18 protein-coding genes are annotated in these 17073 nt (G+C 40.6%); 15 read left to right on the top strand and 3 right to left on the bottom strand.

Going from position 1 to position 17073, the window contains the following annotated elements; genetic code table 11:
• Positions 1-96: 96 nt before the first annotated feature.
• The gene (locus V6C17_RS01705) at positions 97-2064 is read left to right on the top strand and encodes a penicillin-binding protein (RefSeq protein WP_333520817.1); all 1968 of its coding nucleotides are present in this window, start codon (positions 97-99) and stop codon (positions 2062-2064) included.
• A gap of 41 nt (positions 2065-2105) precedes the next feature.
• A complete protein-coding gene (locus V6C17_RS01700; RefSeq protein WP_333520816.1) occupies positions 2106-3377 on the top strand; it encodes a DNA polymerase/3'-5' exonuclease PolX in 1272 nt (423 codons plus the stop codon).
• Between the two features lie 48 nt (positions 3378-3425).
• Here V6C17_RS01700 and V6C17_RS01695 read toward each other — a convergent pair whose 3' ends face one another.
• Positions 3426-3638, bottom strand: coding sequence for an alpha/beta-type small acid-soluble spore protein (locus tag V6C17_RS01695; RefSeq protein ID WP_333520815.1), 213 nt, complete (start codon positions 3636-3638; stop codon positions 3426-3428).
• Positions 3639-3873: 235 nt separating this feature from the next.
• Between V6C17_RS01695 and hypA the strand changes: the two genes are divergently transcribed.
• The 6 genes from hypA to V6C17_RS01665 all read left to right on the top strand — a co-directional run bounded on the left by hypA (position 3874) and on the right by V6C17_RS01665 (position 8720).
• Positions 3874-4215 carry a hydrogenase maturation nickel metallochaperone HypA gene (gene hypA, locus V6C17_RS01690; protein WP_333520814.1) on the top strand — a complete coding sequence of 114 codons (342 nt, stop codon included), beginning with the start codon at positions 3874-3876 and terminating at the stop codon, positions 4213-4215.
• Entirely contained in the window at positions 4215-4874 is a 660-nt protein-coding gene (hypB, locus tag V6C17_RS01685; protein WP_333520813.1) for a hydrogenase nickel incorporation protein HypB, read from the top strand. Before hypA ends, hypB begins: the two co-directional genes overlap by 1 nt.
• 4 nt (positions 4875-4878) lie before the next feature.
• The gene (locus V6C17_RS01680; protein ID WP_333520812.1) at positions 4879-5055 is read left to right on the top strand and encodes an aspartyl-phosphate phosphatase Spo0E family protein; all 177 of its coding nucleotides are present in this window, start codon (positions 4879-4881) and stop codon (positions 5053-5055) included.
• Between the two features lie 176 nt (positions 5056-5231).
• Complete coding sequence (alr, locus tag V6C17_RS01675; RefSeq protein WP_333520811.1) at positions 5232-6338, top strand: alanine racemase; 1107 nt, start codon at positions 5232-5234, stop codon at positions 6336-6338.
• 247 nt (positions 6339-6585) lie between these two features.
• The gene (gene ald, locus V6C17_RS01670) at positions 6586-7701 is read left to right on the top strand and encodes an alanine dehydrogenase (protein ID WP_333520810.1); all 1116 of its coding nucleotides are present in this window, start codon (positions 6586-6588) and stop codon (positions 7699-7701) included.
• Positions 7702-7937: 236 nt separating this feature from the next.
• Positions 7938-8720 (top strand): CheR family methyltransferase, encoded by a 783-nt coding sequence (locus tag V6C17_RS01665; RefSeq protein ID WP_333520809.1) that lies wholly within the window; start codon positions 7938-7940, stop codon positions 8718-8720.
• Here the strand turns inward: V6C17_RS01665 and V6C17_RS01660 are convergent.
• Positions 8717-9874: a D-alanyl-D-alanine carboxypeptidase family protein gene (locus V6C17_RS01660; RefSeq protein ID WP_333520808.1), complete on the bottom strand. Its 1158-nt coding sequence runs from the start codon at positions 9872-9874 to the stop codon at positions 8717-8719. The two genes, V6C17_RS01665 and V6C17_RS01660, sit on opposite strands and share 4 nt — an antisense overlap.
• 161 nt (positions 9875-10035) lie before the next feature.
• Between V6C17_RS01660 and V6C17_RS01655 the strand changes: the two genes are divergently transcribed.
• Entirely contained in the window at positions 10036-10737 is a 702-nt protein-coding gene (locus V6C17_RS01655) for a polysaccharide deacetylase family protein (RefSeq protein ID WP_333520807.1), read from the top strand.
• Positions 10738-10740: 3 nt separating this feature from the next.
• Here the strand turns inward: V6C17_RS01655 and V6C17_RS01650 are convergent, their stop codons facing one another.
• Positions 10741-11133: a hypothetical protein gene (locus V6C17_RS01650; RefSeq protein ID WP_333520806.1), complete on the bottom strand. Its 393-nt coding sequence runs from the start codon at positions 11131-11133 to the stop codon at positions 10741-10743.
• Between the two features lie 146 nt (positions 11134-11279).
• Here V6C17_RS01650 and V6C17_RS01645 point away from each other — a divergent pair, with 146 nt between their 5' ends.
• The 6 genes from V6C17_RS01645 to V6C17_RS01620 all read left to right on the top strand — a co-directional run bounded on the left by V6C17_RS01645 (position 11280) and on the right by V6C17_RS01620 (position 17046).
• Positions 11280-12242 carry a phenylacetate--CoA ligase family protein gene (locus V6C17_RS01645; protein WP_333520805.1) on the top strand — a complete coding sequence of 321 codons (963 nt, stop codon included), beginning with the start codon at positions 11280-11282 and terminating at the stop codon, positions 12240-12242.
• 73 nt (positions 12243-12315) lie between these two features.
• Complete coding sequence (locus V6C17_RS01640; protein ID WP_333520804.1) at positions 12316-12471, top strand: hypothetical protein; 156 nt, start codon at positions 12316-12318, stop codon at positions 12469-12471.
• A 138-nt stretch (positions 12472-12609) separates the two neighbouring features.
• Positions 12610-14493, top strand: coding sequence for a spore germination protein (locus V6C17_RS01635; RefSeq protein WP_333520803.1), 1884 nt, complete (start codon positions 12610-12612; stop codon positions 14491-14493).
• The gene (locus V6C17_RS01630; RefSeq protein ID WP_333520802.1) at positions 14490-15596 is read left to right on the top strand and encodes a GerAB/ArcD/ProY family transporter; all 1107 of its coding nucleotides are present in this window, start codon (positions 14490-14492) and stop codon (positions 15594-15596) included. Before V6C17_RS01635 ends, V6C17_RS01630 begins: the two co-directional genes overlap by 4 nt.
• Positions 15597-15627: 31 nt before the next feature.
• On the top strand, positions 15628-16875 hold the full coding sequence (locus tag V6C17_RS01625) for a Ger(x)C family spore germination protein (RefSeq protein ID WP_333520801.1): 1248 nt from the start codon (positions 15628-15630) through the stop codon (positions 16873-16875).
• Between the two features lie 6 nt (positions 16876-16881).
• The gene (locus tag V6C17_RS01620) at positions 16882-17046 is read left to right on the top strand and encodes a hypothetical protein (protein ID WP_333520800.1); all 165 of its coding nucleotides are present in this window, start codon (positions 16882-16884) and stop codon (positions 17044-17046) included.
• Positions 17047-17073 lie beyond the last annotated feature (27 nt).

Raw genomic sequence — 17073 nt, 5'->3', positions numbered from 1 at the left:
GTCGACTGTTGACCGATTTCGCTTGTAGCTTTGTAGAGGGAAATTATGCATATTTAACGAATAAGATAATAGCACTAATCGAAAGAGGTTGAGTATATGCCAGTTGCACCAGGACTAGGAATACAACGTCGAATTGCAATATTTATAACATTGTTACTGCTGATTATATTAGTCTTAGCCGGACGAATCGCTTGGGTACAATTTGTTGATGGCAAGCGTCTAGCAACAAAGGTTCAGAATCAGCTAAAAGAGAATAAGGCGTTGCAATCGCCGCGGGGAACAATTTACGACCGTCAAGGAAGGGAACTGGCAATTAGTACAATGACTAAATCGTTGTACGCTGATCCTGCTCAACTTAATAAGGATTATGATACAGTCGCTAATTTATTAGGACCTGCACTTAAAATGAAGCCTGAAGAAATTAAGGAACTGTTAAGTTATGGCGGAAGATTTGTCTGGATTCAGCGAATGCTTGAACCTGAAATTGCCGCAAAGATCGACACATTACTAAAAGCTAATGATATAAAAGGCTTTAGCTTTGTAGAAGAAAGTAAAAGATATTACCCCAACGACAGCTTAGCGGCTCAAATTCTCGGATTTGTGGGGACAGATGATGTAGGTCTGGATGGAATTGAATTAAAGTTGGACAAGCTTATAAAAGGCCAGCTATCTGAACATGCAATTCTTACCGATAATCGCGGCTTGCCGATTTTTAACTCTATCTTTACCTTTGCTCCGCCTAAACAAGGTAAGAATATCTATCTCACAATTGACAGTACTATTCAATTTATAGTAGAAAAGACACTTGATAAGGCTATGGCTACTACCAGAGCTAAAGGCGCAGTTGTTATTGTCATGAATCCTCGTAATGGCGAAGTGTTAGCTATGACCAGTCGACCTACTTTTAATCCTAATGAGTTTTACCGTTACAGTCCAGCCGAATGGAAAAACAGGGCTGTATCTTATGTCTATGAGCCAGGTTCTACCTTCAAATCTATTATAGCTGCAGCAGCAATTCAGGAAGGGCTTGTTACTCCTGGTGAGAAGTTTACGGATAACGGTTATATTATGGTTTCTGGCCGTCGAATTAAAAACTGGAGTGATGAGAGTTATGGCAATATAACTTTCTTAGACGTTATAAAAAACTCAATAAATACAGGGTTTGTTGAAGTAGGGTTGAGGCTTGGTGCTAATAGGCTAAGCAACTATGCGCGCCTGTTTGGCTTTGGCCATTCTACTGAAATAGGTCTTCCAGGAGAAGAAGACGGCATTTTATTTAATCCCGATAATATGCGCGAATCAGATTTAGCTACCATGTCGATTGGGCAAAGTATTGCCGTGACTCCAATGCAACTGGTTTCGGCAATTGCTGCAATTGCAAATGATGGGGTATTGGTAAAACCGCAAATAATTAAGGAAATACAAAATGCTGATGGTTCAGTTCATAGTGCTACTTCTGTAACTACTATTAGGCAAGTCATCAGTCCGGAAACTGCACGCACACTCACAACTATGTTAGAACAAGTAGTATCAGGTGGTGGTGGAGAAAAAGCTGGTGTAAAAGGTTATAGAGTTGCGGGTAAAACTGGCACAGCTGAAAAACTCCGCGAAGATGGAAGTGGTTATCAAGCGGGGCATTACATTGCTTCGTTCGCCGGTTTTGCGCCAGCGGAGGATCCACAGCTTGCAATTCTAGTCGTAATAGATGATCCGGATGGAATTTATTATGGTGGACAAATTGCTGCACCGGTCGCAAGCGAAATATTAGGTCAAGTGCTTAGATATATCAATGTTCTACCTCAAGGAGGCAATGTAATTCCTCAACCAAAGCCTGTTAAGCAAACACAGTCAGAGGCATCACCGGTAGCTGTTAAAGTCCCGCAGGGTAAAATACTAGTACCTAATTTGACAGGTAAAAGTATAAGGCAAGCAGGTGATGAGATAAGTAAGTCAGGGCTAAGTATGGTCCCCGTAGGTACAGGTATAGCAGTCAGACAAAGTATAGCAGCGAATTCAATCGCTGAACCTGGAAGTGAAATTACTGTATATTTTGAACCGCGCTAGGGTATGCTAATGCAATAATTTGTAGCAGTGAGGTAACTAAATTGAATAAGCCTAAGCAAATGTTATTGCTAAAAGAGGCTTGGCCATTAGCCCAAAAGATTGCTGAGTATTTGCGGCAGCATGAAAAAGCAGAGCAAGTTGAGGTTGCTGGATCAATACGAAGACATATGGAGACAGTTTCCGAAATTGAGGTTGTAATTGCAAGTCGGGAAGCTGAGGACGTATTGGCTTTTGCTCAGACAATGCCAGGAGTTACTAAGCGGCTGCACTGCAACAGCCATAGCTGCAGTGTAGCGCTCAATATAAATATTAACCTTAATATTTATATTGCTACGCCAGAGGATTTTTCGGCTGCACTATATTTTTACAGCGGAAGCCAAAAACATATTGAACAAATAAGGGCATTGGCCAAGGAAAAAGGATTTACATTTTCGGAGAAAGGCTTGTATACTGATAGCGGAAAACAGCAGATTGTCAGTGAAAAGCAATTACTGTCTTATTTAGGACTTGCTTATCTGGAACCTGAACTCCGTGAAGGCCGTGGCGAGTTAGAGCGAGCCGCAAATAATTTGCTACCAACACTAGTTACGGCAGCCGATATAAAAGGCGGAATCCATATCCATACCAGTTCGTCAGACGGACAAGCGACTATTGCTGAACTTGCTGCCAAAGCTCAAGAAATTGGCTGGAATTATCTTGGTATAAGCGACCATAGCCAGTCAGCCCATTACGCTGGCGGACTAAAAACACAGCAGGTGCTTGAGCAGCGATGTGAGATTGACAAGCTAAACAATAAAAATCCGAATTTCAGAATTCTAGCTGGTATCGAAAGTGATATTAGACTGGACGGTTCACTTGACTACAGTGATGATATTCTATCACAGTTCGATTTTGTTATTGCCTCGGTTCATTCAGGATTTAAACAGGATGAACAAACTATGACTAAAAGAATAATTAAGGCTATGTCTAACCGATTTGTAAGTGTTCTGGGACATGCTACAGGAAGAATATTACTTAAACGTCCAGGGTATAAGGTAAATCTGCCAGAGATAATTAACGCTGCAGCCCAGACGGGAACGACAATTGAAATAAACTCAAATCCGCGAAGGTTGGACTTAGATTGGCGCTGGCATAGTTATGCACAGCAAAAGGGTGTTTTATTTGCCATTAACCCTGATGCTCATGCTGTAAATGAGCTTAGCTATATGGAAGCCGGGCTAGCTGTTGCTCGCAAAGGCGGTTTAAGTTCAGCAGATATAATTAATACACGCAATACAAAAGAAATTGAGATAGCACTAAGAAAAAAGCGCTGAAAATTGAAAATAATAAAAGGGCGGCTTAGCCGCCCCTGCGTATTACGATTATTGTTGGTTGTTGCTGATGCTGGATTCATATTGTTCGATCATACGGCGAACCATTTGTCCACCTACGCGACCGCAGTCAGCGGAAGTCATAGTAGCCCATCCATTTTGACGAACAGTTTCAGCAATGCCCAATTCGGAAGCGATTTCAAACTTCATGCGGTCAAGGGCATTTTCAGCTGCAGGATTAACAGGTCGGTTGCTTCTAGCCATTTGTTTGTCACCTCCTTGTTATCGTTGTAATCATATTATGTACCGGATGAATTAGTGTTATGCTGAATACTATTATGTAAATAGTGGCAATGAATTTGTGCTTTTAATACAATATTTTACCATTTTTGCAGGGAATATTAGAGCTTGATAGAAATAAAATAAGATAAATTGCCTTGTTATCTGGGATAAAGCTATTCATTTTAATCAATTATTTAATTAGAGGTGCAAAAAAGACATGCATGAGATGGCAATTGCTCAAGGGATTTTGGATATTGTACTAAATACTGCTGCTCAGCATGGTGCCTCAAGAGTAGGACTTGTTAGGCTGTTAGTGGGTGAGATGACGCAGGTTGTCCCTCAGTCGCTTGAGTTTGGTTTCAGTGCTTTGGCGGTCGGCACAATAGCCCAGAATGCTAATCTTGAAGTTATAATTGTACCAGTTACGGGTAAATGTGTATGTTGCACGCAGCAATTTAATATAAGACAAAACCAATTTCAATGTCCTGATTGTCAATCTTTTAATATCGAGATCATTTCAGGACGGGAACTCCTGGTTGATGCACTTGAGGTGGAATAATGGAAATAAAGGTTATGGCTAATATTCTTGAGGTTAATGATTCAATTGCTAAAAAGGTAAAGGAAAGACTTACATGTCATGGGATTTTTGCACTCAACCTTATGGGATCTCCTGGGTGTGGAAAAACAACCTTACTTGAGCACACCATTTCCGCATTAAAAAGTGAGCTTAAAATAGCCGTTATTGAAGGCGATCTTTATACCGACAAAGATGCTAATAGAATAGAAAAACATGGAGTTCCAGTAATTCAAATAAATACTGTTGGTGGCTGTCATCTGGATGCTAACATGATCAATATTGCACTTGACCAGTTAGATTTAGCGGCAATTGATTTACTTATTATTGAAAACGTTGGTAATCTGGTCTGTCCTGCTGAATTTAATGTGGGTGAGCATGGACGTGCTACTGTGCTTAGTATTACTGAAGGTGAAGATAAGCCACTTAAATATCCTCTAATCTTTAGAGAAGCTGATGCTATTATTCTCAATAAGCTCGACTTACTTCCGTTTACTGATTTTAACTACAATGCGGCTGTTGAGGATATTCGGAAAATAAACTTTACGGCAAAATTGGTTGCCGCTTCATGTCGTACTGGTGAGGGGCTTGATCATTGGTACGATTGGCTTCGCGCGCAAGTCAAAAAACAGGCGAGGTGTTAATTTAGTGTCTGATTTAAGGCTATTACAGCAGGAGATTGAGCAAGTACGCGCTAAACTTCATCGGTTGGTCGATAGTAAGCGGGGGCATTTTATCGATCCAGAAGTGACGGAGTTGAGTGAATATCTTGATACGCTAATTGTTAAGTATGAAAGAAACAGAAAACTGGAGATTAATGTCTAGTTACCTAAACTGCAAATATACTAACCGACTGGGACTGGATATATTCCAGCCTAGTTTTTTTATACAACAGAAAGTAAAACTTTCTTAAAACTAGGATTAATGAAACCACGACTTGTGCCATTTGCTAAGGTTCTGCGCAAGCGCGTTTTCTTATTATGATGTGCGGGGGTAAAAAGATGATAGAACGTCAGGCATGGGTTGAAATTGATTTACAGGCTATAAAGCATAATACACAACAGATAAAAAAACTGTTAAAATCGGATACAAGACTATGTGCTGTAGTAAAAGCTGATGCCTATGGGCATGGTGCTATTGCGGTAACTAAGACTGTATTAAATGCTGGTGCTGACTGCCTAGCAGTGGCCTTATTAAGTGAGGCGCAGAAATTACGGTCAGCAGGCTTTACCGAATCAATTCTCATTCTAGGCCATACACCGTCGCATCAAGCCCACCAAGTAGTAGCTGGTAATATTGAGCAGACAATCTCTACGTTAGATGCGGCAGTAGCGCTCTCAAGAGAAGCAGTAAAAGTAAAATCCACCGCTAAAGTGCACATAAAGGTTGATACTGGTATGACCAGGGTTGGAGTACAGCCCAAGGCAGCCGCAGATTTTACTGAAGCGGTTGCTAAGCTTCCTGGAATTGTTATTGCAGGTGTGTTCTCTCACTTTTCGTCATCGGACAGTCAGGATAAAACATATGCTAATCAACAAGCGGTGCGCTTTAATCAGACACTCGAAGAAATAGCAAACCGCGGCATAAATATACCACTTAAACACATGGCTAATAGTGCTGCAATATTAGAAATACCTGAAACACATTTTAATATGGTGAGAGCTGGAATAGTATTATATGGTTTATGGCCTTCAGACGAAGTTGTGAAAACAATAGATCTACGGCCAGCGATGAAATTTAAAGCTTTAGTAAGTTATGTAAAAGAAGTCCCTGCTGGAGTTAGTGTAAGTTATGGCTGCACCTACGTAACTACGCGACCCAGCAGAATTGCTACTATACCAGTTGGGTATGCTGACGGCTGGACACGTTTACTATCAGGCTCTGCTAGCGTTTTGGTCAAAGGTAAACAAGCAAAAGTGATAGGGCGTATCTGTATGGATCAATTTATGATTGATGTCACAGATATTCCGTCAGTTGAAGAAGGCGACGAAGTGTTATTATTCGGAGGGGCAGACCTGCCGGCTGATGAAATAGCCAGACAACTTGGGACAATCAATTATGAAGTTGTCTGTATGATAAGTGAAAGAGTGCCGAGGGTATATAAGTAAAGGCTTTTGAGGATATTGCCGATAAAAAATAGGACAGACAAGAAATTAGCCTTATAAAAAAAGAATGTATACATGTATACATTCTTTTTTTATGCAGGAAAGAGATGAATTTTGCCGTAATATTTTAACATGAAAAAAATAAAGTGTATTAGAGAGATTGAAGGTAATAATTAGTGGATTTTGACAACGAGGTTAATAATTCATTACATTATTACCTTTTTCTGTTTAAATTTAAGGAGGAGAAAAAATGATAATTGGTGTTGTCAAAGAAATTAAAAACAACGAAAATCGGGTAGGTTTAACTCCAGCGGGTACTGAGGCCCTCCGCAAAGCTGGTCATACTGTGTTAGTTGAGTTCAATGCGGGAATAGGCAGTGGTTTTTCAAATGAGAGCTATGAAAAAGCGGGTGCTCAAATTATCACTGACAAAAAAGTCCTTTTTGATAAATCCGATATGATTATTAAGGTTAAAGAGCCGCTCGCAGTTGAATATGATCTGTTTCATGAGGGGCAAATTCTTTTCACCTATTTGCACCTTGCACCCGAGCCAGAATTAACAAAAGCATTACTTGCTAAAAAAGTAGTTGGTATAGCTTATGAGACCATAGTTGGCCACAATAATACCTTACCGCTGCTTTCGCCGATGAGTGAAGTAGCAGGACGTATGGCTGCTCAAATCGGTGCGCAGTTCTTGGAAAAACCAAATGGTGGAAAAGGGATACTATTAGGCGGCGTTCCAGGAGTAGCCTCTGCACAAGTAGTTATAATTGGGGGCGGAATTGTTGGTACAAATGCTGCTAAAATGGCATTAGGGCTCGGCGCTCGTGTCGTAATCTTAGACAAGTCAGCAGAGCGTTTGGCATATTTGGATGATATTTTCGGCGGTCGGGTAACGACAGTCATGTCTAATAGTTATAACATTGCTGAATGGGTTGCTAAAGCAGACTTACTAGTTGGAGCAGTATTACTGCCTGGCGCAAAAGCTCCAAAATTGGTGACTGAGGAAATGGTTAAGTCGATGGATGCGGGATCTGTTATAGTAGATGTAGCAATTGACCAAGGCGGATCGGTAGAGACAATTGATCGTGTTACAACTCATAGTGAACCAACTTACACTAAATTCGGCGTAGTGCACTATGCGGTGGCCAATATGCCAGGAGCAGTTGCTCGTACTTCTACGTTGGCACTAACAAATGTAACACTCGATTATGCACTGCAAATTGCTAATAAAGGTTATCGCCAGGCTTGCATTGACAACCCTGGGCTAGCAAAAGGCGTTAATGTCATAGACGGAAAACTTACGTATCAAGCAGTAGCCGAAGCATTAGAAATTCCTTACACTGCGCTCGAAGCAGTACTTTAAAAAAGCAACTAAAACGCTCACGATTCTTCGTGAGCGTTTTAGTTTGCCTTGAAAGGTATTAACTATTTGCAAAACGAGCACATTTTAGGCGTTATAGGCTAGTAGGAAATCTCCTTACATTGTCGAATATAGACAATTATCGGACCAAAGATATATCTGATATAATTTGATTTTGTACCAATGGTTTTTTATTGGATGATCTGGGTACAAACGGCTAAAAATATGGGGGTTACATAGTGAGTGACGAAAAAGATTGGGAAATATTCAAACAGAAATTTAACGCAAAATCTGGTATAAATCTTAATGATTATAAGCCTACTCAAATGCAGCGACGTATAACTAATCTAATGACTAGGCATGGTGTGAAAAACTATGCAGGTTTTTTTGAGCTGATTGACCGCAGTCCGCAGCTCTATAAAGATTTTGTAGATTATCTTACCATTAATGTCACGGAATTTTTCCGTACTCCGGAGAAATTTGTTGAACTTGAGAAAAAGGTATTGCCTGAGCTACTGGCGAAAAGTCCGAAACTAAACATTTGGAGTGCTGGCTGCTCTATTGGGGCAGAGCCATATTCCTTGGCCATTATTTTAAACGAGCTTACACCGAGTGTTAAACATCGCATTTTGGCATCCGATCTTGATATCGAAATACTTGCTAAAGCCAAGCAAGGGGTTTATACTGCTAATGAATTTAAAAATATCCCGCAAAATCGCGAACAAAAATATTTTAAGCAAGTTCAAACTAATTATGTGATAAGTGAAGATATAAAATCACGCGTCGAATTTAAACGCCATAATTTGTTAATGGATAAATTTGAGACAGGTTTTGATCTGATATTATGCCGCAATGTAGTTATATATTTTACCGAGGAAGCTAAAGATAATCTTTATCGCCGTTTCTTTGCCGCCCTTAAACCAGGCGGGGTATTATTTGTTGGCGGGACTGAAGCTATTCTCAATTTCCGCGATATTGGTTTCCAAAGTTACGTACCTTTCTTTTATCGCAAGCCCTTTTAAATTACACCCCATGAAGACAATTGACGGAACCAGTTAAGAAGATGATTAAGGAAGATACGAGCAGGTGTACGCTCTTCAACATCCTGACCAGCAACAATATCAACAGTTTTGACTGCTTTATCTTTTATGAAAAAAATAATTTCCCCGACTTTTTGCCCCTGATAAACAGGGGCTTTTATTGTTTCCGGAAGGTCTATTTCAACACTTACATCTTTATAATTTGCAGTTTCTACGACTAGTGCGGCTTCATCGGCCACGACAGCATCAATTTCCGACTTTAAACCCCGCTCTACGGCGAGCGCGGCAAGTACATCCCCTTGTTTAGAATGTTCGTAGAGTCGATAGTTATTAAAGCCCCATCTTAAAAGCTGCATAGAGTCAAACCACCGAGAATGATCATGAAGCACAACTGCAATAAGTTTTTGATTCTCGCGCGTAGCACTTGAAACCAGGCATGGGCCCGCTTCGTTGGTTGTTCCAGTTTTTACTCCATCAGCCTCTTCTAACATCCATAATAGTTTATTGGTATTCTTTAAATCCTGATCATGTTCTCGGCCTCGAGTATCAAACCAGTCGATACTAGTTTGCCGAGTGCTTACAATTTCAGCAAATGTAGGATTTAGCAAGGCATAGCGGGCAAGCCATGCTAAGTCAAAAGCGCTGGAATGATGGCCGACAGCGGTAAGTCCATGCGGATTGCGGAAATGGCTGTCATATGCTCCTAATGCCTGAGCCTTATTATTCATAATAGCAACAAACTCATCCACCGAACCAGCCAAAAATTCTGCAATGGCAACGGCCGCATCATTACCTGAGCGCAGCATAAGCCCGGTAACAAGCTCTCTAAGTAAGATTGTTTGACCAGCTTGTAAGTGCATAGAAGAACCGGCCGTACCAGCTGCTCGAGCACTTACCTTGACCTCTTCATCTAAGCGGCCGCTTTCAATAGCAATAATCGCCGTTAAAATTTTGGTAGTACTGGCAGGAGCAAGGCGTTTATGCGCATTTTTGTCATATAGAACTTGACCAGTTTTGGCGTCAATTAGTATGGCGGCTCCGGCTTTAATATCAGGTTGTGCTGCATGGACAGCCGCCACCGGCAGTAATAAGGCAAATATGCAAAAAAACGCTATTACTTTCAAATAAAACCGCATCTTATCTCCTCCAGGCAAAAACTTGCAAATTAGTACATAGAAATTATATTGCGGTTAATAAAGAATGATGCTTTATCTTTGCTGCAGCATAAGGTATAACTGCAAGTTTCTTAGCGTAGAATCAAATAAGTTATTTTCTTTAGGAGGTGGGAGGTATAAAGATGAAGTCTTTTCCCTGGGTCTTTTGGTGTGTTGCAGTTTTATTTACGATCACTGTTATCGGTATAAACCAAAATAACCTTGAAGAAGGACTTAAAGTTATAAAAAAAGTGCCAACAACCCAAAAGGTAGTAGCACTTACTATTGATGATGGGCCACACGAAAGGGCAACACCCGAGCTGCTTGACACCTTGCGGCAAAAGCAGGTGAAAGTAACATTATTCGTGCTTGGAAAGAATATAGAAAGAAATGCTTCTATTCTAGCACAAGCAGCGTCAGACGGACATGAAATAGCAAATCATGCCTTTAGTCATAAATTTCTGAATAAATTCACCCCGACCGAATTTGCAGAAGAAATCCTGGCGACCGAAAAGCTTATAACAGCAGTTGCGCCAAAGCCAACTCTATTTAGACCACCTGGAGGCGGTTATAATGATGTGCTTGTGGCGGAGGCTAGACGACTAGGCTATACTACCATCCTATGGTCAATTGATACGCGTGATTGGCAAGGCATAAGTGCTGATCAATTGGTGAGTATTGTAATGAAAAATGTCAAACCCGGAAGTATTATCTTGATGCATGATGGTCAGTATCCAATCGCTACTACTAAGGCCATTGGTACTATTATTGATCGTTTACACGCCGAGGGCTATAGCATTGTAACTGTGAGCGAGCTGCTTAAATGCTATGAAGCAAAGCAATAAGTATTATGGATGGTTATATGGCTTTAAATTTTGCCAATGGGTTTGAATAAGTTGGTCATACCGCCTAATCGTAGCAGTTCTTTCATTTCTTAGTGACTGAATGGAACTAAGGATATTTTGATTAAAAGAATATACTTTCTGCTTGGGGACAACGACCGGCTTTGCGTAATCTTTGAGTTTGGTTGCTACCTTAACATTTGTTTTGCCTTCTTTTATAAGAACGGCTGGTTCAAGCATGTCTGAACCGTCATAACGGTGGATTAGGCAATTAGGCTGCAGTTGATCGATTACATTCTTAGTACTGCCCTCTAAAACAACATCAGTACCGCAGCCGGGGCAGTTACTCAAGTCTGTAGTCAGATATGAATGACAGCTGTTACAAACAATTCCTTCCATAAATACACCTCCATAGTTAGCCTATCCTGAAAAACGGAAAATTATTAACAGATCTTAGGGTATATAATTGACAATAAGTAAAACGATTTGTTATACTTTCAGCAACAAATTAGGCGGAATAATTCCTGTTGAGAAGAGGTTATCATATGATTTGCAATCCACAGATCGAAACTATGAACGGCGAGGCCATGAAAAGCCTTCAGACTGAGAAACTTAAAAAAGTTATTAAATGGATATACGAGAAAAGCTTTTTTTATCAATGTAAGATGGACGAGCTTAGATTAAAACCGGAGGATATTTCTAATCTTTCGGATTTAGCAAAACTGCCGTTCACAACTCGTGCCGACTTGGCCGATAACTACCCGTATGGTCTATTGACTTTTCCTGTTAGTTCAGTAGTAAGAGTTCATACAATTGGCAACTTACAGCCAGTAGCTGTTGCTTATACTAGCGGTGACATAAGCAAGTGGCTTGAAATGCTTGCCCGGACACTTGTTGCCGGCGGGCTCAATCCAACCAGCGTACTCCTTATTGCAGCAAACTATGGCCTTAGCAGCGAAGGTCTAGGTCTGCATTATGCAGCCGAGCTAATTGGAGCAACTGTTGTACCTGCATCTGTAATTGAGCCATCGGAGCAGCTAAAAGCAATTGAAACATTTGGTGCTACAGCTATTGCCGGCGATGCTGGCTACTTATTGGAATTAGCTAACAAGGCAGCTGAACTTGGAATTAAGCCGCAGAACCTGCCGATATCTACTATTTATGCTATAATTACCAATTTAGAAAGAAATAATGTTAGCGAAAAACTGACAGAGAGTTTCAATGCAAAAGTGATAGAAATATATTCAGTAAATGAATTAATTGGTCCAGGTATTGCTGGCAGATGCTCTGCTGAGCATAGTCTTCATATTCATGAGGATTATTTTTATCCCGAAATAATTGACCCGCTGACAGGTGAAATTAAACCGGAGGGCGAAACTGGGGAACTGGTGCTTACAACATTAGGTAAAGAGGCTATGCCAATTATTCGTTATCGCACCGGTCATTTTACTGCCATAGATAGAACTCTTTGCCCTTGTGGCAGGACATTGGCAAAATTAATATATTAGAATGTTCTTTAGCAAAAATTAGCTTGGTTTAATCCTCAATAATTGGTTACATTATTATTGAGGAGGTGTTTATATGTGGCGTAGAAAAAAACACTATTCTGTCATGGGTATGGATATGGATATGGATCATCTCAATATGAGAGGCGTAAAAACAGTTGCGACCGCAGTTGTAGCAGGTATCGCGATTTATCAGGCCGCCAAGTACATGTTCAGAGAAATGATGGATTAATGCCCTCCTTAATTGCCCCAGCATACAGCTGGGGCAATTTTTTTGTGTTTGCTATAAAGGCCATTATAAAGGAAAAAAGAGTAATTTAGTCTGCATCAGGAAAAGCTATTGGTGATTGTTTGCTGGGGGGTGTAAGCGGTGCAGGATAATTCGCTGTTTAAAGTATACCGATACTTAAAAGATATATTAGTATATAAGCCGTCACGTAATTCAGATAGATTTGTGATAGACGAATATAAAGAGGGGGCAGAAGGTGATGTCCCGCCTAGCCTGCCGCCAGACGGTTTGAGCAAAGCTCAAAAAGAGCTTGAGGTACTCATACGCCAGGGCAAAAGAATTGCTAAAGTAATGGATGAAGCTAAAAAGGTGTTGAGCAAAGGTCAGCAGGATGAATTAAAAGAGCTTGTAACTAAACTTAAAAACTTAGAAAGCCAACAGACTGAGGCAGAGCCGATACTGCTAGCTTATGATAATGACAAATCTGACTTAACCAAACGCGAAGTAAGCCATAGCATAGAAGAAAATGAACTAATCATCAAGGAGTTATATTCGGTTGATATTAATAAAGACATAGTAATCCGGCACTTTATAATACCCGGTATTGTGCCGGTTAGAGCTATGCTGGTCTTTATGGATGGAATGATTGGTAAGGAAATTATTAATTCGGCTATTTTAGAGCCATTAATGATACTAGAAAAAGAAAAAGTAGAACTAAAGGGTGAAAACCTGCTGAAGCACCTTATCAGGCTATATTTGCCGAGTAATCAGGCTCAGGAATCACCTACCTTTGATAAAGTTGCGGCTGGGATAAATAGTGGCGATACGGCTTTATTTGTTGAAGGCGTTAATCAAGCCGTTCTTGTCGAGACTAAGGGCGCCGAGCAAAGAAGTGTAAGTAAACCAACAATTGAGCAATCGGTTAGAGGTTCACAAGTAGCATATAGTGAGGGCTTACGGACAAATACCGGGCTGATTAGAACGATGATGCCGACAAGTGATTTAATTACCGAGATATTCGAGGTAGGTGATCGAATTCCAACGAAGTGTGCGATCATGTACCTAAAATCAATTGCGAATCCGCACCTAGTGGCTGAAATTAGGCGGAGAATAAAAGGAATTTCTACTGATTATGTCTCTGACTTAGGTGTATTAGAGCAATTTATAGAAGATCACCCTAGTATTGCACTGCCGCAAATGCTGTCAACTGAAAGACCTGATAGGACGGTAGCCAGCTTGGCAGAAGGAAGAGTTGCCATACTTCTTAGTGGAACACCTTTTGCTCATATAGTTCCTGTCAGCTTTTTTACTTTTTTCCATTCAGCAGAAGATTTTAGTTTAAAGATGCCTATTGGCAGTTTCGTCAGATTGTTACGTCTTATTGGAACACTTATTTCGATACTATTGCCGGCAGTATATCTTTCGATTATTTACTTTCATCCTGAAGCTCTACCGACAGAAATGGTCTTAGCAATAGCAGGAGCGAGAGAAAGGGTACCGTTCCCTTCGATAGGTGAGCTTGTGTTAATGGAGTTTGCGTTTGAGCTGATACGTGAAGCTGGACTTAGAATACCTGGATTACTAGGCTCAACTATTGGGATTGTGGGTGCAATCATTTTAGGACAAGCCGCAGTATCTGCCAATTTGGTCAGCCCGATAACGGTAGTTGTTATTGCTATTACAGGACTCGCATCGTTCACCATTCCGGACTACCGTCTGGCGGCCGCTGGGCGTTTGCTAAGATTTGCTTTTCTGATTGTAGCTGCTTCAACTGGCTTAGTAGGTGTCGCTTTGTGTCTCCTAATTGTAACGGCTATACTGACTAGTATGAAGTCTTTTGGAATGCCATATATGGTACCTGTTGTGCCTAAGATAATGGCAGGTCTAGATGTGATTATAAGGGGACCGGTCTATAGACAAGAACTAAGGCCGGATGCCTTAAACACTGGAGATAACAGGCGGCAGCCGCATATAAGCCGCAAATGGACAATAAAGAAGTCGGGCGGAAAGGGTGATTCGGATTGAGTTATTATACTGGGCGGATGGGAGCGGCTGAAGGGTTTGGGCTAATTTTTGTTATAACATTACCCAAAATTTTTCTTTCAACGCCAGGGCAGCTCATTGAAGAGGGAGCTGGCTTAGCGTGGCTTATACCTCTTATTGGTGGGATTGCAGCCATAGTTCCACTTTTGATGCTGAACTATGTAAGTAAAAGTACACCTGGGGATATAATTGCTATATCTAAAAAGCTATTAGGAAAAAAAACCTCTTGGCTTATAGCACTATTTTATATTGGTATCTTTTTTAGTAATGCCGCTGTGCTGATACGCCAATTTGCGGAAAATACACTGCTGGCTGCACTGCCTATGACAGAATTTAGCGTAGTGATAGTAATATATGGCTTAGTTGCTGGAATACTTGTGTATCTAGGAATAGAGTCTTTGGCACGCAGTTCATATCTGCTATTCCCTTTCATGCTAGTGGGTATGGTTTTGATATTTGTTCTAATGTACCCTCTATACAATATATACAATTTAGCACCATGGCAGGGAAATGGTATTGGCGCTGCTATAAAAGCAGGCATTTTTACTGGTGGTCTGAACGTCGGCGCTTTGGTGATAGGCATTTTTGCGCTGTCCTTTCAAAATTATCGGACACGTAATTCTTGTGTAATATTAGGCTTGGGCAGCGGTCTTATTATTAAATCGGTATTTATTTTTACTTATATAATGGCGTTTGGAGTAGCTATCGCCCAAGAAAGGACGCTGCCTTTTTTAGAAGCGGCCAGAGTTATCTACCTCAGCCGGTATCTACAGCGTATTGAGTCGCTATTTATTTTGCTGTGGGTTATTGTAGGGGTACTTAGTATCGCTATTAGTGTATATATAGCGATATATCTAATCGTAAGGCTGCTTAATTTACCGACAATGACACCGCTGATACCGATTACAATACTGATTTTAATTCAGCTTGCCATGCTGCCAGGTGATATTACGACAGTAATTAAGATGGATTTTATGTTAGTGCAAACATACCATAGCGCCGGAATTTACACAGTTCCGCCATTATTATTTATCGCAGCGTTAATAAAGAAAAGAAAAAAAGCGAAGCTTACGGCTGTGAGCTAAGTACGTAGTCAGAAGCTTAAGGGGGAAAGATATGCCTCGAATAGCGATCGTTGTTTTAATGATTATGCTCTGCATAACACTAACAGGCTGTAATGGAGCAAGAGAGTCCGACGAGTTAGCATATGTTCTGCTCGTTGGCGTCGACCGTGATAAGGAAGACAAGCTCGAATTTACTTTTCAAATAGCAATACCGCGGAGTTTTGGCGGAGAAGGCGCCCCTAAAGATATTAAGGAAGCGACAGCTCTTATTTCGGTAAAAGCTGACTCTTTTGCAGAAGCCAGAGATTTAGCGAACAGCTCTGTATCAAGATACTTAACCTTATCCCATGTTAAAGCCTTTATAGTAGGCGAAAAGATTGCTCGGGAAGGTATTGCCAAGACCCTGCCTGCCTTACCGCGGTTTCGTGAATATCGAGGAAGTATGTTTTTGATGACTGTAAGAGAAGGTACAGCAAAGGAATTCATCGAATCAAACAAGCCACAGCTTGAGGTTTCGCCATCGCGTTATATAGAAACAATGATGAATGCTTCGGATCAAAGCAGTAATTTTTTGTCATCGACAATTCATGACTATTTCACAAGCTTAAAAAGTTGTTGTGCCGATCCATATTTAACGTTAGTGGGTATTACAAAAAGTCAAGCCAAAGAGAAAAAGTCGACAGAAAAAGGTGCTATAGACAAGACAGGCGAATATTTGGCAGGCAGCACTGAAAGGACGGCCAATCCTGCAGACTTTATAGGTGTAGCCGTCTTTAACAATGATAAACTGGCGGGTTATCTAAATAACAAACAAACAAGAGGACTAACTTTCGTACAGGGAAAGTTCGGCCGCGGGTTCTTTGTTGTTGCCGATCCGTTAGAACCTAAAATGGCTGTAAATCTAGAAGTAGAACAAGGTCGTAACCCGAAGATTGAAGCTAATATTGTTAACGGAAGAGCTGTATTTAAAATTGATATTATGGTAGAAGCTGAAATAACAGCAATCGGCTCTGGTATCAACTATGAATCAAAGGAGTATCGAGAACTTCTTGAGCAGCAGCTGACAACAGTAGTGAAAGCTGATGTTGAAGATATGTTAAAGGTCACCCAGAGTTTAGGCAGTGATGCAGCTGGTCTTGGTTATTACATTAGACCTAAACTGCGTTATTATAATGATCTTAAGAAACTTGATTGGCATGATATGTACCAGAATGCCGAAATCCAAGTAGTTGTTAATAGTAAAGTTCGCCGGACTGGCTTTATGATGAGAACAAGCCCGAATGAAATGCAACAGGAGTAAAAAACAATGGATTATATAATTGCTGGATTAAGTCTAGTCGCTGGAGTGCATGCCCTAACCTTTAGTAAATGGCTTAAACAAAACGGAAATAAAATAGGTGCCTATGGTGTGTATATTATTATCCTAATAGGATTGGCTCTACCAGTGTATCGATTTATAACTGATAAATAAAGAACTGCCAAGCTATAGCTTGGCAGT

The sequence above is a fragment of the Dendrosporobacter sp. 1207_IL3150 genome, assembly GCF_036763085.1.
GTDB lineage: Bacteria > Bacillota > Negativicutes > DSM-1736 > Dendrosporobacteraceae > JBAIYU01.
The sequence above is the reverse complement of the archived record's forward strand: the minus strand, read 5'-3'. Positions and strand labels throughout refer to the sequence as shown.